15 protein-coding genes, 1 tRNA gene and 1 pseudogene are annotated in these 14450 nt (G+C 71.6%); 6 read left to right on the top strand and 11 right to left on the bottom strand.

Going from position 1 to position 14450, the window contains the following annotated elements:
- Positions 1-38: 38 nt before the first annotated feature.
- Positions 39-701, bottom strand: coding sequence for an alpha/beta fold hydrolase (locus BN1197_RS11720; RefSeq protein ID WP_040159611.1), 663 nt, complete (start codon positions 699-701; stop codon positions 39-41).
- Between the two features lie 70 nt (positions 702-771).
- On the bottom strand, positions 772-1248 hold the full coding sequence (locus BN1197_RS11715) for a hypothetical protein (RefSeq protein WP_040159610.1): 477 nt from the start codon (positions 1246-1248) through the stop codon (positions 772-774).
- Positions 1249-1562: 314 nt separating this feature from the next.
- Here BN1197_RS11715 and BN1197_RS11710 point away from each other — a divergent pair, with 314 nt between their 5' ends.
- Together BN1197_RS11710 and BN1197_RS17395 are read left to right on the top strand one after the other, a co-directional pair.
- Positions 1563-2105 (top strand): sensor histidine kinase, encoded by a 543-nt coding sequence (locus BN1197_RS11710; RefSeq protein ID WP_082043832.1) that lies wholly within the window; start codon positions 1563-1565, stop codon positions 2103-2105.
- Positions 2106-2689: 584 nt separating this feature from the next.
- Positions 2690-3007, top strand: coding sequence for an alpha/beta fold hydrolase (locus BN1197_RS17395; RefSeq protein WP_052466593.1), 318 nt, complete (start codon positions 2690-2692; stop codon positions 3005-3007).
- A gap of 197 nt (positions 3008-3204) precedes the next feature.
- On the opposite strand, the gene BN1197_RS11700 is transcribed toward BN1197_RS17395, so the two are convergent.
- From BN1197_RS11700 to glp, 6 genes are all read right to left on the bottom strand, one after another.
- A tRNA-Ala gene (locus tag BN1197_RS11700) sits at positions 3205-3277 on the bottom strand.
- 99 nt (positions 3278-3376) lie between these two features.
- Positions 3377-4330 carry a hypothetical protein gene (locus tag BN1197_RS11695; protein ID WP_040159607.1) on the bottom strand — a complete coding sequence of 318 codons (954 nt, stop codon included), beginning with the start codon at positions 4328-4330 and terminating at the stop codon, positions 3377-3379.
- Between the two features lie 116 nt (positions 4331-4446).
- The gene (locus BN1197_RS11690) at positions 4447-5079 is read right to left on the bottom strand and encodes a GNAT family N-acetyltransferase (protein ID WP_052466592.1); all 633 of its coding nucleotides are present in this window, start codon (positions 5077-5079) and stop codon (positions 4447-4449) included.
- On the bottom strand, positions 5079-5702 hold the full coding sequence (locus tag BN1197_RS11685; protein WP_082043831.1) for a MogA/MoaB family molybdenum cofactor biosynthesis protein: 624 nt from the start codon (positions 5700-5702) through the stop codon (positions 5079-5081). Before BN1197_RS11685 ends, BN1197_RS11690 begins: the two co-directional genes overlap by 1 nt.
- Entirely contained in the window at positions 5699-6205 is a 507-nt protein-coding gene (gene moaC, locus BN1197_RS11680) for a cyclic pyranopterin monophosphate synthase MoaC (RefSeq protein ID WP_040159605.1), read from the bottom strand. The genes BN1197_RS11685 and moaC overlap by 4 nt, the downstream gene beginning before the upstream one ends.
- Positions 6202-7518 (bottom strand): molybdotransferase-like divisome protein Glp, encoded by a 1317-nt coding sequence (gene glp / locus BN1197_RS11675; protein WP_040159603.1) that lies wholly within the window; start codon positions 7516-7518, stop codon positions 6202-6204. The genes moaC and glp overlap by 4 nt, the downstream gene beginning before the upstream one ends.
- A gap of 220 nt (positions 7519-7738) precedes the next feature.
- On the opposite strand from glp, the gene BN1197_RS11670 reads away from it, so the two are divergent.
- Positions 7739-8470 carry a 5-formyltetrahydrofolate cyclo-ligase gene (locus BN1197_RS11670; RefSeq protein ID WP_052466590.1) on the top strand — a complete coding sequence of 244 codons (732 nt, stop codon included), beginning with the start codon at positions 7739-7741 and terminating at the stop codon, positions 8468-8470.
- A 161-nt stretch (positions 8471-8631) separates the two neighbouring features.
- Positions 8632-8724 (top strand): annotated as a pseudogene (locus BN1197_RS18035) (FmdB family zinc ribbon protein); the annotation flags it as partial.
- Positions 8725-8786: 62 nt separating this feature from the next.
- Here BN1197_RS18035 and BN1197_RS18030 read toward each other — a convergent pair.
- Complete coding sequence (locus BN1197_RS18030; RefSeq protein ID WP_315969811.1) at positions 8787-9026, bottom strand: hypothetical protein; 240 nt, start codon at positions 9024-9026, stop codon at positions 8787-8789.
- Positions 9027-9155: 129 nt separating this feature from the next.
- On the opposite strand from BN1197_RS18030, the gene BN1197_RS11660 reads away from it, so the two are divergent.
- Both BN1197_RS11660 and mscL read left to right on the top strand, forming a co-directional pair.
- The gene (locus tag BN1197_RS11660) at positions 9156-9698 is read left to right on the top strand and encodes an SAF domain-containing protein (protein ID WP_176489751.1); all 543 of its coding nucleotides are present in this window, start codon (positions 9156-9158) and stop codon (positions 9696-9698) included.
- A gap of 105 nt (positions 9699-9803) precedes the next feature.
- The gene (mscL, locus tag BN1197_RS11655) at positions 9804-10211 is read left to right on the top strand and encodes a large conductance mechanosensitive channel protein MscL (protein ID WP_040159900.1); all 408 of its coding nucleotides are present in this window, start codon (positions 9804-9806) and stop codon (positions 10209-10211) included.
- A 665-nt stretch (positions 10212-10876) separates the two neighbouring features.
- Here mscL and BN1197_RS17390 read toward each other — a convergent pair.
- A complete protein-coding gene (locus BN1197_RS17390; protein ID WP_176489750.1) occupies positions 10877-11014 on the bottom strand; it encodes a hypothetical protein in 138 nt (45 codons plus the stop codon).
- Positions 11011-14436, bottom strand: a complete 3426-nt coding sequence (locus BN1197_RS11650) for an AAA family ATPase (RefSeq protein ID WP_096807371.1) — start codon at positions 14434-14436, stop codon at positions 11011-11013. Before BN1197_RS11650 ends, BN1197_RS17390 begins: the two co-directional genes overlap by 4 nt.
- Positions 14437-14450 lie beyond the last annotated feature (14 nt).

The following is a 14450-nucleotide window of genomic DNA, read 5'->3' as shown; positions in this document are numbered from 1 at the left end:
GGTCGAGGCGCGTGCACGGCGAGCTTGCCCGATCGGCGTCACTGCCGCGGCTCGACGCCGACGAAGTCGTACAGCACGGCGTTCACTTCGGCGGGTCGCTGGGTGTGGGGCGCGGGGCCGGCGCCCGCGATCTCGGCCACCCGGACGTCGGCCCGCCTCGCCTGCTCGACGAACGCCTGAGCCGCGGTGCGGGCGGCGCGATCCTTCTCGCCGACGACGAGCAGGGCGCGGCTGGTGAGTTCGGGCAACCGGCCCCAGAGGTCGATGTCGGCGAGGTTGCCGAGCGCGGCCATGACCCGGCGTTTGTCGAGACCGCGCCGGGCGAGCACCCCACGCGGGACGAGCGCGGTGAAGCGGCGCTGCATCCCGACACCGGCCGTCGCCGCAAGCGCCGGACCGACGAGGACGAGGTCGAGCTCGAGATCTGGCCGTGACAGCGCGATCTCGAGCGCGACGAGCGACCCTTCCCCGACACCGAACAGCGTGGTCCTGGGAGCCCCACTGAGCTCGATCGTCATCGCGAGGTCGGCGGCGGCGTCGACGAGATCGAACGACTCCCCCTTCGCGCCGGGCCGGGCACCCCGCAGCCACGGCGCCATGCCCTCGAGCCCGTCCGGCAGGGCGGAGACCTGGTCGCCGAAGTCCAACGGGGTCGACATGAGGCCGTGGATGAACATGAGCATCGGCTTGGCTGCGGTCACCTCAAGGAGTCTAGGGGCGAGCGACGGGGTCGAGCCGAGCCGGTGAGAAAGGGACCGACGTCGCCGCGGCTCACGCGCCGCGACGTACCGTCAGCCATGCCCCGGTCAACCCGACCGTGAGCAGCCACGCCACGGCGACGAGGACGCCCGTCCCTCCGTCGAGCACGCCGTCACCTCCTCGGTACATGAGCCCTGCCGCCTGATCCGACAGCCAGCGGGCGTGCTCGGTCAGCGCGGTGAGGAGGGGCGACACGACGAGTACGGCGGAAAGCGTCGTGACCAGGGAGGGGACGAGGTGACCCACGCACAGCGCGACCGCGTGGGCCAGCAGCCCGATGATGACGAGGTAGGCCCACGCCCCTGCGAGCCTCTCGAGATCGGGGCGCCCTGCCCCGACGACGTCTCCGGCGCTCGCGAACAGCCCCGCACCCCATGCCCCCGCGAGAGCAGCGGCCGTCGTCGCGGCGAGCAACGCTGCGGTCGCGAGAGTGACCGAGCCGACCCACAGGCCGCGTCGGGGAATCGTTTCGTACAGGTGACGCTCCACTGACGGCCAGCGTGCTCGTGCGCGACCGGCAGGATTCCCAGCACGATGGCGCCGACCTGCACGAACGGAACCGCCGCCACCACCACCTGCGAGACCGGCGGCGTCCCCAGGCCGCGGGTGGATGATTCCGCGAGGGCCCAGGCCGGCAGCGCCCCGCTCGCCACCGTGGCGATGACGACGGCGACCGCCGCGGGCAGGGTGCGCAGCCTGTCGATCTCGCAGATCGTCGCCCACAGCACCCTCGCCCCACTCACGCGTCCCTCCGGTGCAGGAGCCACCCGCCGACCCCGCGCGCCACCAAAGACCATGCCGCCATCACGAGACCACCGGGCACGACGGCCGGGCCCCCCAGGGATCACGTCGAGCGCGCCGCAACGGCCGAACGACTCCGGATCCCACGGGAATTGCACGACGTGGGTTCCCACGGCTTGGGGCTCATCACGGTGCGGGCCGCGGCGGCACGTACCGTCGCGGGCCCCGATGCCGAACGCGAGCGCGCCGCGGCCCTCGCCGACATCGAGCGCGCGGGGCGGGAGGCGACGACGGAGCTACGCCGCCTGCTCGGTGTTCTGCGCGACCCCGACGACGAGGCCCCGTTGCGACCTCCCCCGTCACTGTCCGACCTTGCGACACTCGCCACTGCGAGTCGCCGCGCGGGCATCGGGGTGGACCTGCACGTACCCGCCGCCGTCGCCGTCTCCCCGGGAGTGCTGGCCGCCGTGCACGCCGTGGTTGGCGAGGCCCTCGCTAACGTCGCACGGCACGCCGGACCGGGAGCTCGGGCGCGTGTTGCGGTGCGCCGTGAGAGTCACGACGTGATCGCGACGGTCGAGGACGCCGGCCCGGTTCGCGAGTGACTGCCGCAGCCTGGCGCCGGGCGGGGGCTGGACGGCTTTCGGGAACGCGCCGCGTTGATGGGAGGCACGCTCCAGGCCGGTCCCGCTGCGCCCGGCTGGCGGGTAGACGCCCGGTTCCCCGACGAGGAGATTCGGTGACCGCAGCGCTCGTCCTCGTCGCCGACGACGAGCCACTCATCCGCCACAGCCTGCACATCGTGATCGACGGCAGCGGCGACCTCGTCGTGGCCGGGGAGGCAGCCGATGGGCCGGAGGCCGTCGAACTCGCGCAGGCCCTGCGCCCATGCTCGTCCTCATGGATATCCGCATGCCGGCGGGGACGGCATCGAGGCGACCCGCCGGATCACCGCCGACCCGCTGCTCGCCGGAGTGCGCGCCGTGATCCTCAGCATGTTCGATCTCGACGAGCACGTGCACGCGGCGGTCGTGGCAGGGGCCAGCGGATTCCTCCTCAAGGAGGCACCGCCTGCTCAACGCGTGGATGCCCGCATCGAGCTCGCGACGGCGAGTCGCTCTTCGCGACGGCGATCCTCACGCGCCTCGTCTCGACGTACGTCGAGCACGGAGGCACACGGCATTCGGTCGTGCTCCAGAGCGCCGTCATGCGTGTGCTGCCGGTGAGCGTGGTCTCGTCCGGTGGGGTGAGCAAACGTCAGATGCTCGCCGTGGTCGATGCCGTCGCCAAGACGGAGCTCTCTGACGAGCTCGCATCGATCGCTGCGCCGACGCTGGTGCTCTGCGGCTCCAAGGACCGCGTGAACCTCCCCGCGGCCCGGGCATTCGCCGGCGGGATTCCCGATGCCGAGTTGCGCATCATCGAGGGCGCCGGGCATCAGTCCAACACTCAGGCACCGGAGAGGTTCTCTGCCATCCTCAACGCGTTCCTGTCGCGAACGGCCTGAGCGTTCCAGAGAACGCCACTGCGAGCGCATCACCAGGTCGATTCGCGCGTTCGAGTTCGGCGTTCTCACGCCATAGACCGCGAACCATCTCGATCTCGATCATGCTCGCCCCCGGGCGTGCACGCCCCCAGCCACACAACGAAAGAACCGTGCCCCACGAGCACGCGGGACACGGTTCAATCGTTCTGCTTCTAGGGTGGAGCTGAGGGGATTCGAACCCCTGACCTTCTCATTGCGAACGAGACGCGCTACCAACTGCGCCACAGCCCCAAGTGCGAGTCATCACGATAGCACCTGCGTCGTCATGCTCCGAATCGGTGGTCCACCAGCGGGTTTCCGGTTTCGCGGCCCTCCCTGCTGGCCGCTGCCTCACTCCCCGGAGGCCCGCCCGTAGGTGAGTTCCTGGAGGTCTGCCCAGTCGTCGTCGACGTACACCGGCGTCGGCTCGACCTCGAGCGGCGGCGGCAGCGGACGCTCGGCGCGGGCCTTGAGCGTGTACGTCGGCGGAGGCACGGGAACGGGCTCCCAGCCGGCCTCGCCGAGCAGCGGATCCTGATCGGAGGCACGCGCCGCCACACGCTGGGCGTAGGCCTCCTCGGCGAGGATCGACGGCTCGACCTCGCGGGCGTAATCGAACGGCACGTACTCCTGAGCGACCGGCATCGCGGTGGCGGCCGGGCGCAGGTCGACGCTCTCCTCCTCGGCCACGACCGCGGGGGCGTCGACAGCGACCGACTCGGCAGGCGCCGCAGCGGGCTTCGCCTGGGCCTTGGCCGCGCCCTGCGTCGTGCGCGTCCGCCTCCGCCCGGCGAGGGCCTGCCCGCGCAGGACGACGACGAGAAGCGTGCTGAGCACGATCCCGACGACCGGAGCGATCCACGAGATGAGGCCGAATCCGGCGGCAACGGCTGCCGCCAGAGTGGCGAGAGCGAAGACCAGTGCGAGCGTGGCGAGCACGCGAGCGCGACGCACCCGGGACGCCGCCCGCTGCCGGGCCGCGAGCCCGGACGTTCCGCCCGACCGGCTCGGCGTGACCGGCGCGGCCGCCGCCTGCGCGGCCTTGGCCTCGACCGCCGCGCGCGAGAGCTGGGGCGGGCGGTGGAGGAGGACGGAGGAGGTGCTGCGCATCGGCGCGGTGCTCGCCTCGAACGCCTCGGCGCTCTCTCGGCGAACGGCCCGCCGCTGCAGGACGCGCATCGACGCCGAGAAGCGGTCGACCGACCGTGCGGTGGCGAGGTATTCGCGTCGGCGGCTCGTGTCGATCACGAGATAGGCAGCCCAGACGGCGACGACGGCGACGAAGATCAGGCTGCTTGGCGACACACCAGAACTCTATGCCGAGAGGCCCTCTCGCGGGACCCTCATCGGGCGCGTGTCACGCGAAAATCACATGGATGTAAGTCTCTCGGAGGCGCTTTCGCATTGAACATCCGACCTGGTCAGGTGGCCTGCTCGGCCTGCGGGCGACGTTGGGCCGCGTTCCATCGCGCGACCAGTGACTGCCCCTCGAGATCTTCCATCGTGAGAGCGAACGAACGGTGGTCTCGCCAGGCCCCGTCGATGTGCAGCAGCCGCTCTCGCACACCCTCGTCACGGAACCCGAGTTTCTCCACGACGCGCAGGCTCGCGACGTTGCCCGGACGGATGTTGACCTCCACCCGATGCAGCCCCAGACCGTAGAACGCGTGGTCGACGAGAGCCGCCAGACACGACGGCGCGATGCCCTGGCCCGCGGCCTGTCGCGACACCCAATACCCCGCGCTGCCGCTACGCATCGAACCCCACGTGATGCCGGACAGGTGCATCTGACCCACGAGCCGGCCGCCGACCTCGATGACGAACGGCTGTAGCCGCCCGGCCTGCGCCTCGGAGTCGTAGTGCCGGATGAGGGCGCGAAACTTCAGCTGCCCCAAGGGCTCCGGGCTCGTGGCCTCCCAGGGTTCGAGCCATGAGCGGTTGACGGCACGCAGGTGCTCCCATTCGTTGCGGTCGCGCGGTCGCAGGGCCCGCATGACCCGGTCGGGTTGTTCAGGGTGACGAATCGTGAGGACGGTCGGCCAGAGCCCCGCCATCAATGGTCACCCCCTCCGATCTGGTCCACCGCGTGGTGGACGACGCTCTCGAGGACGTCGAGCGCGTCCCTGACTCCCCCGGTGGACCCGGGAAGATTGACGATGAGTGTGCCACGCGTGACGCCCGCGAGGCCGCGCGAGAGCATCGCCGTCGGCACTCCCTTCGCGACACCGGCCGCGCGGACGGCCTCCGCGATGCCGGGAGCCTCGACGTCGAGCAGGGGGCGGGTCATCTCGGGAGTACGGTCGTCGGGCCGCAACCCGGTGCCGCCGGTGGTGAGCAGCAGAGCCGGCCGCTGTTCGAGGGCCGCGCGGATCGCCTCGGCGATCGGCGGGCCGTCGGGCACGACCACCGCGTCGGGAGTCTCGAAGCCCCAGGCTCGCAGCCGCTCGACGGCGATCGGACCCGAACGGTCGGTGTAGACGCCCTGGGCGGCCCGGGTCGAGGCGGTGATGACGACCGCGCGGCGACCGGTGGGAGCAGCGGCGTCGAGGCCCTGACCTGCGTCATCGTGCCGCGGGCGTGAGTCGTGCCCGAGCGTGTGACGACCGGAGGTGGCGTGCGCGTGGGTCCCGCGACCCTCGCGGTGCGTGCTCCGATGTCCGTCGTGACCGTGGCTCATGCGGGGCGCTCCTCGGTCCAATCCCCCGAACGGCCGCCGGATTTGGCGGTGACGCGCACGTCGGTGATGCGGGCGTGCTTGTCGACGGCCTTGATCATGTCGACGAGTGCGAGCGCGGCGACGCTGACGCAGGTGAGCGCCTCCATCTCGATGCCGGTGCGGTCGGCGGTGCGCACGGCCGCGGTGATGTCGACGCCGTCGTCGGCGACCTCGAGGTCGACGGCGACGGCGTGGATCGCGACGGGATGGGCCAGCGGCACGAGGTCGGGGGTGCGCTTGGCGGCCTGGATACCGGCGATGCGGGCGACGGCGAGCGCGTCCCCCTTGGGCACCGTGCGATCACGCAGGGCCGCGACGGCGGTGGGCGAGAGCAGGACGCGCCCGGCGGCCCGGGCCTCCCGGGCGGTGACCGCCTTGGCGCTGACGTCGACCATGTGCGCCGTGCCGTCGTCACGGACGTGGGTGAGGCGCGCGGGAGGTTCGGGAGTGTCGTTGTGGGTCACGTCGCCGATCCTGCCGCAGCCACGGCGGCGGCCCCGAACCAGGGCGTGCCGGGGCTGCGACCGTCGGGTGCGGCGGCAGCGTGATCGCCGGGGGTCGTGCCGTCGAGGCCGAGGACGAGCAGTTCGTCGCCGCTCGCGACCTCGGTGACCTCCGGCGGGACGACGGCGAGGCCGTGAGCGTCCGCGAGGCTGCCCAGCACGTGGGAGCCCTGGCCGCCCGCGAGCCGGACGCGCAGCGGCTCGGCGTCGCCGGAGGTGACGACGACCCGAGCGAACTGCGTCTTCGCGGCCGGGGAGGTGAACCCCTCCTCTGCCCGGGCCACCACGGGGGCCGACTCGAACGCGTTACGTCCGGCCATGCGCCGCAGCGCCGGGGCGACGAACACCTCGAACGAGACCATCGAGCTCACCGGGTTGCCCGGCAGGGTGAAGACGGGGATCTCTTCCTCGCCGAGGGTGCCGAACCCCTGCGGTTTGCCGGGCTGCATCGCGACCCGGTCGAACTGCACGGTGCCGAGGGTGGAGAGGACGGCCTTGACGGCGTCGTACGCACCCATGCTGACGCCGCCGGTCGTGATGATCGCGTCGGCCCGGGCCAGCTGCTGTTTGAGGACGCGAGCGACGGTCTCCTCGTCGTCGGCCACGCCGCTGACTCGAGTCGCGACCACGCCGAGGTCGCGGGCAGCCGCGGCCAGCATCGGCCCGTTGCTGTCGACGACCTGGCCGAAACCGGGCACCGCGCCGGGGTCGATGAGCTCGTCGCCGGTGCTGATGACGACCACCCGCGGCAGGGGGATGACGAGCGCGTCGCCGTGACCGACCGCCGCCGCGAGCGCGAGTTGCCTCGGGCCGAGCCGGGTTCCGGCCTTGAGGACGACCTGCCCCTCACCGACGTCCTCGCCCTGGTGGCGTACGTGGCGGCCGTGCGGCACGCCCTCGTAGATCGTCACGCGCTCGACGCCACCGTCCGTCTGCTCGACCGGCACGACCGCGTCGGCGCTCTCGGGCATGGGAGCGCCGGTCATGATGCGGTACGTGCGTCCGGGCCGCAGCCGACGGCGCGTGGTGTCCCCCGCCGCGATGTCACCCTCGACGGGCAACCGGACGGGGAACTTCTCGGTGGCGCGCTCGACGTCGGAGGAGTGGACGACGTACCCGTCCATCGCGGAGTTGTCGAACCCCGGCAGCGAGACCCGGCTACGCAGATCCTCGGCGAGGACGCAGCCCTGGGCGTTGTCGAGGGCGCGGCGCGTCGGCGGCAGAGTGCGCACCGTCGACAGGATGCGGGCGAGGTGTTCGTGGACGTCGATCACGCGATCACCCGGGGCAATTCGCGCGGGCACAGCGTCGCCGGACGATTCACAGACCTCATGTCTGAACGATACCGGGGCGATTCGCGCGGCTCGTGAGGCGCGTGGACGGCGCCGCACGGGCGAACGGGGCGGGGTTGGCCGGTGGGTCGGCGATGCGGTGAGCGAGTGCGGGTGCGGTGATGCCCTGACGGTTGTGCACGGCGTGTCCCAGACTGGGGGCATGGCGACCGACCCGACCGCGCAGACCACTCCCTCGAGCGTTCCGACCAAGGCGGAACTGCGCACGCAGGTGCGGGCCGCGCGAAAGGCTCGACGCCGCGCGCAGCGTGAGGCCGGCGTCGACCGCACGGTGGAGGCCCGGCAGATCGCCACGGCCGTGCTCACCCATCTCGACTCGTGCGAGCGCGCCAGCGCGGCCGGCTGGGGAACTCCGACCGCAACGGTGGCGGCGTTCCGCTCGACCCCGAGCGAGCCCGACACGTCGGTGCTGCTCGACGAACTCCTCGACCGCGGAGTGCGCGTGCTCGTTCCCCGCACGCGTGACGACCTCGCCCTCGACTGGCACGAACTGCTCCCCCGCGACCGGCGCCCCACTGCTGATCCGGACGCGGCCGGCGACGCCTCGGGCGAGTCCGCGCCGGGGGACGACGGCCGGGCCGAACTCCCCTCCGACGACGATGCGGCCGACGAGGGACCGTCGCTCGGACTCGACGCGATCGCCGACATCACGGCGATGATCCTGCCGGGCATTGCCGTCGACAGCGCAGGTCAACGTCTCGGCCAGGGCGGCGGTTGCTACGACCGCACGCAGCCGCGGCTGCGTCCCGACACCTGCCGCGCCGTCCTGCTGTTCGACGACGAGGTGGTCGAGTCGGTGCCGTTCGCCGAGTTCGACCGGCCGGTGCCGGCGGTCGTCACGCCCGAGGCGGGGTGGCGCCCGCTGGGGGCGTGAGGCCGCGCTCTGCACAGGCGCTGCGGCACCGCCGAACGCCTCGCCGACGTTGTCGCGACCGGCGCGCAGCGCAGCGCTCGCGGGTGGCATCCGACCGGGAATGAGCGGGGCCGCGCCGCCCTTACACTCATCGAGCGATCCGCCTCCTGAGAGAAGAGCACATGCCCACGTACAGCTACGCCTGCAAAGACTGCGGTCACGCGTTCGACACCGTTCAGTCGTTCTCCGACGACGCGTTGACCACCTGCCCGCAGTGCGAGGGTCGCCTGCGCAAGGTCTTCAACTCGGTCGGCGTGGTGTTCAAGGGCTCGGGCTTCTACCGCAACGACTCCCGCTCGTCGGGGTCGGGTGGGGGCGGCTCGTCGACGGGTTCGGCGGCCAAGGAGTCGAGTTCGACGGAGTCGTCGGGTTCGTCGTCGAAGGACTCGTCCTCCGCCGGCAGTGCGACGTCCTCGACGTCCTCGACGTCGTCGTCGGGAAGTTCGAGCAGCTCCTCCACAGCGGCCGCGAGCTGACCGAGTCGTCCACAGGCGGCGGCGCGACCGCTTCGTGACACGCACCGCGAACCTACGGTGCGGTCATGTCGTCCGCAGCGCCCGCCCTGCCGTGGCTCGGTTCGTCCCCGCCGAGGTCACCGGTCCGTCGCTCCCCTCGTCGGCGCCTGCCCGTGCGCACTCTGCGGCGGGTGGGTGCGGCTGTGCTTGCCGCGGTGGCGGTGTGGATCGCGTTGGGGGTGCTGCGGCCAGGGCCTGCGCCGCACGCGGTGCTCACCACGGCGCGTGATCTGCCCGCCGGCCATGTTCTTGCAGCCGCCGACCTCGCGACCGCGCACGTCGAGGATCAGTTGCTGCCGGCGGAGGCTGCGCGCGATCCGGCGGCGGTGGTGGGTCGCAGACTGGCACGTCCGGTCTCGACTCGCGAGATTCTCACGACGAGGTCGCTCACGGCGACGCACGCCCTCGATGCGACGGAGCGGGCGGTGCATGTGCCGGTCGCGGATCCGGGTCCGCTGCTCGTCCTGCGCCCGGGCGATCGGGTGGATCTCGTCGATGGCGGTAAGGGGACCGTGGTGGCGAGGAATGTGCTGGTGCTGGGCGTGGATGATCCGGGGGCGGAGAAGGGTGGCCACGGGTTGCTCGTGGCAGTGCGGGAATCGGGGCTCGGGGCGTTGGTTCCGGCGATGTCGGCGAACGGGGCGGGGGTGACGCCGGCATTGCGCAAGCAGTGATGTGTCGATCGGGTGAGGCGACCCTTACAGTGGTCCGCAGCCTCACGGTCGCGACTTCGTCGAGAGGCGTTGCCGTTCACTCAGATCTCGAAAGGATCCGCCTCCGTGCTCGAGGGTTTCAAGGACTTCATCCTCCGTGGCAATGTCATCGAGCTGGCCGTCGCGGTCGTCATCGGCTCGGCCTTCCAGAAGGTCGTCGACACCGTGGTGACGAACCTCGTCACTCCGGTCGTCAACGCTGCCGGTAACCCGCAGACGTCGGGTCTGGGAATCCCGCTGCGTCCGGACATGCCGAAGGCGACGTTCCTGGATTTCTCGGCGATCATCAACGCGCTGATCGTGTTCGTGCTGACGGCGGCCGTCGTGTACTTCGTGTTCGTGCTGCCGATGAACAAGCTCGCCGAGCGCCGCAAGGAGGGCGTGGAGCCGGAGCCGGAGAAGCCGTCGGAGGAGATCCTCCTTCTGCAGGAGATCCGCGACCTGCTGCGCACGGAGCGCGGCAACCGCCTCTGATCCCAGCGCAGAGCGCGTAAGAACGACAGACGCGACGTGGACACCGACAGGGTGTCTGCGTCGCGTTCGTCGTTTAGGGGGTGCGTCCGATCGCGGGTTTAGGTGACCGAGATTCGACACATCGTGCCGTCTCTGCGCCGTGTTGTCGGCGTGGAACGAATCCGGGTGAGCTCAAAATGCCCGGTCCAGCATCCGCGGCACCGTCCAGAACGTGTCTTCGACCGGGGCGAAGGAGCAACGCGGCGACGCAAAACGCCTGTCCGAGCACGTGGGCGGACGGAGGACGGGCACGAACGTACTGTCCAAGCACCCGAGAGGGCGGCACGCCGGGCGCGAACGTACTGCCCGAGCACGCGAGAGCACGCACGACGGGTACGGAAGGTCCTGTCCGAGCACACGACAGCACACGACGGGTGCGAACTTACTGTTCGAGCGCGTGAGAGGACGCAGGACGGGCACAAACGTACTGTCCGAGCACGTGGGCGGACGCAGGACGGGCGCGAAGGTACTGTCCGAGCACCCGAGAGGGCGGCACGCTGGGCGCGAACTTACTGTCCGAGCATGCGAGAGGCCCGAATCGTCGGAACAGGAACACGCCGCCGTAGGCGCGTCCGTCCGGGACGCCCAGCATCCCGGGTCGCGAAGCGACAGCGGTCGCGCAGCGACTAGTAGTGAGGCGGTCTCTGTTCTTCGAGCCAGCGGTCGCGGTCTTCGTCGTCGCGCCAGTCGTTCCAGCCTTCGTCGGTGTCGTCGCGGGTCTGGTCGTCGCGGGGATCGTCCGTTTGGCTCATGGGGCTGCTCACGGGCGGGGTGTGGGTGGGGTGTGTCGGCGGCCGATGGCGAGGGCGGCGGCGAGCGCTCGGTCTCCGCCCTCGGCGTCGAGGCGGCCGAAGCGGCGGGGCATGCCGCCGTCGGGTTGTGGCCGGTAGCCGAGGGCGAGGATGACGGCGTCGCGGTGGTCGCCGATGACGCGGTCGACGTGGACGATGCGGTCGGATTCGGATCCGGTGGTGGTGAGCCACGCTCGGAGGTCGGTGTCGAGTTCGGCCGCGGTCTGGATGGCGGCGCGGATCTCTTCGGCGCGGATGCTGCTCAACGTGACGACGAGCAGTGACTCTTCGGGCCGGTGGTGGAGGTGTTCGCGGACGAGGTTGATGATCGTGGCGGCCTCGGCGTCCTCCAGGGCGGGGGCGTCGAGCATGACGTCGCCCTGGCGGCCGGGCACGGTGAGTGTTCCCGAGCCGCTGTCCGCCGCTCCCGGAGTCGCTTCGCCGCGTCCGGCGAGGACGAGTCGCAGGGGGTTCTCGGCCTGGGTGCCGGGGGTGGTCACGAGTTCGCCGGAGTATGCGGTGTGGTTGGCGAACGAGAGCAGGGATTCGTCGACGTCGGCGTGAACGGTGCGCAGGCGGCGCGTGGGCAGGACGTCGACGGCGGCGTCGAGCAGGGTGGGCGCGGCCGCGAAAGGCACGGTGTCGTCGGGGTCGCCCTGTTCGGCGGCGTCGAGCGACGCGGTCGAGTACGGCATGGGGGCCGGCTGTCGGTCGTCGCCCACGACGACCACGTGGCGTCCTCGCGAGATCGCCGAGACCGCGTGCGAGACAAGCATCTGCCCCGCGCTGTCGACGACGACGACGTCGAACCACTGGCCCACCGGGATGAGTGAGGCGACGACCTGCGGGCTCATGGCCCAGCACGGCTTGACGTCGAGCAGCAGGTCGGAGGCCTGGGCGAACAGTTCGCGGGCGGGGACTCCGGCGCCCGTGCCCGACGCGGCGTAGCGAACGATCTGTTGAGCCCGACCGTGCGCGCCGGCAGCCTCGTGCAGACGCCGGGCGATGGCGACACGCACCTCGTCTCGGGAGGCGCGCAGGTGGTCGTGGTCGAGCCGGACGTACTCCTCGACGAGGTCGCGCAGCCGCGCGGCATCGTGGTCGCCGACGCGCGAATCCTCCGCGGCGACGACCGCGAGCAGCGAACGCCACCAGATGCGGTCGACCTCCGCCGGGATCTGCGACGCAGGCACGTGTCGGGTGGCGAGATCGCGGATGACATCGTCGAACCCCGCGGCCAGCGCGCGGTCGAGGGCTGCGGAGACACGCGGGAGCACCGCGATGCGGTCGCTGTGACGCGCCAGGTCGTCGATGCGTGCGACGAGTTCGTCGACGGTGACGCCGAACAGATCGCCGCCGGCCGCGGTGGTGTCGAGACGCTCGGAGAGCCACCGCAGGTCGGCCTCGAGGTCGTCCCACAACTGCCGGGAGGCGTCGAGCGAGGCGGGCACGCGCGGTGGCTCCTCGCTGCCGGTCCACGCCGTCCATGCGGTGCGCTGCTCGTGCGCCGCGGTGAGCACGTCGTGCAGCTGATCGAGCGACACCTCGGGATTGAGCAACGACTCCGCGCGACGACGCAGGTCGCGGCGGGTGCGCCAGCCGATGAACAACCCGCGGTCCTGCCGGTACTGGCGATCGGCCGTGGCGCCGAGAAGGTAGTCGAGCGGCTGGAGGAAGACGTCCTCGGGTAGCACCTCGAGGGTCTTGCGCACCCCCAGCATGAGATCGAGCGCGCCGTCCCAATGGTCGGGAGTCTCGGCGGCCGGAAGACCCGCCTCGACGAGCGTCGCGTCGAGCGCGGCGCGGGCCTGGGCCAGGCGGCCGCCCGCGAGCTCCTCGACGATGCGCCGCGCCTTGTCGGCCTCCTCGGGCGAGACCACCCAGGCGCGGTACCACGGGTCGGCCGGCCAGTCGCTGCTCCACCCGCCCTCGGTGGCGATCTGGGCGAGCAGGCCGCCGACGACGCGCACCTCGTCGAGGTCGAGCGAGGTGAGGACGGTCTCGGGCAGAAGGACGTCGGAGGTGGGCTTCGGGTCGAGTTCGCTCTGAGCGGCGAGGGCCTCGCGGATCTCGAACACGCTCGTGCCCCACGGCCGACGGGGCTCGTGCACCGCCGCGAGGCTGCTCTCGAGCTCGGCGCTGACGTCGCGCAGCTGTTCGCGCAGACCGCGCACGTCGGGCTCGCGGGCGGGGCGCCGCCGGTCGAGGGTGGTGACGACCTCGCGAGCGATCGTCTGTGCGTCGGGCAGTGCCCCGTGAGCGTCGAGGACGAGGCCCGGCAGACCCGCCTCGTCGAGCTGGGAGGTGAGCGCATCGAGGTCGCGTCGCGCCGACGACACGTAGAGCACACTGCGCCCCTCGGCCGCGAGCGCGGCGACGATGTCGGCGACCGTGCGCGTCTTACCCGTGCCGGGCCCACCGACGAGCGCGAGGTCGTGACCGCCGCGCACGTCGAGCACCGCGCGCGACTGCTCGCTGTCGGCGTCGAGCGCGAGGAGCTCACGTTCCGGGTCGAGCGGAGCGTCCTCGTCCGCCGTGCGCAGGGACCTGGCCCCCGGCACGGCGGCCAACGCCGCGAGCACCGGGTGATCGCCGAGCTCCATACCCTGCTGGGTGAGGTCGGAGACCATCGGCAGCTTGGTGTAGGAGAACGTCGAGACCACGCGCCGGTCGGCGACGGTGAAGCCCGGGATGAACGAGCAGACCCGCGACAGCTCACGGAAAACCCGCATCGGGTCGAACCGGGTGGAGACCGCCGCGAGGGCGGCGAGCGCCGCCGGGTCGAGGTCGATGCCCTGCTCGTGGCTCAGGTAGTTGAGCAGGACGGGGTTGACCTCGACGTCGGTTCCGAGGTCGAGGTCGAAGTCGGAGCCGGCCGCGTCGACGGGGTGGATCTCGCAGCGACGCAACAGGACCGGTGATTGAGGGGCGCGCGGACCGGGCACGTGCCAGGAGGCCATGCCCAGCGCCATGAAACACGTGACGAGGCCGCGTTCGTCGCGCAGCTCGAGACTCTTCTCGCGGATGGCGTGGGCGCGGCGACGCGCCTCGACGAACGCGCTGCGCTCGCGCACGAGATGGCTGAGCCGGGTGGAGCCGCCGGCCATGAGCATCGAGACGCCGCCGGGGTGGACGGTGGTGAGATCGAGGGTGCCGGCCGGCAGGTCGCGGTACCAGAGCAGGGTGTTGGGGCCGCCGAGGTCGGCGAGTTCGTGCCGCCACCCCTTGACGACGTCGGCGACGATCTCGTCGCGGAACGCCGGCGTGGACGACTCCCCCGCCGCACCCGGGCGCGCGCCGGAAGCACCCGAGGCGGGCGCGCCGGCGCTCTCGGGCTGATTCGACGACGAGGGACCCCCGGGGGTCGACTCGGGCAGGGAGGGGCTACGACTCACGCCTGCGATGGTAC

It is taken from the genome of Mobilicoccus massiliensis (genome assembly GCF_000826525.2).
Classification (GTDB): domain Bacteria; phylum Actinomycetota; class Actinomycetes; order Actinomycetales; family Dermatophilaceae; genus Mobilicoccus; species Mobilicoccus massiliensis.
This window is presented reverse-complemented; position numbering and strand designations above follow the sequence as displayed.

Bases quoted from the DNA above. Each gene is read 5' to 3' on its own strand.
- BN1197_RS11690 (WP_052466592.1), bottom strand. From the start codon at position 5,079: ATGGCGGGGCTCTGGCCGACCGTCCTCACGATTCGTCACCCTGAACAA.
- BN1197_RS11685 (WP_082043831.1), bottom strand. From the start codon at position 5,702: ATGAGCCACGGTCACGACGGACATCGGAGCACGCACCGCGAGGGTCGC.
- BN1197_RS11670 (WP_052466590.1), top strand. From the start codon at position 7,739: ATGGCGACCGACCCGACCGCGCAGACCACTCCCTCGAGCGTTCCGACC.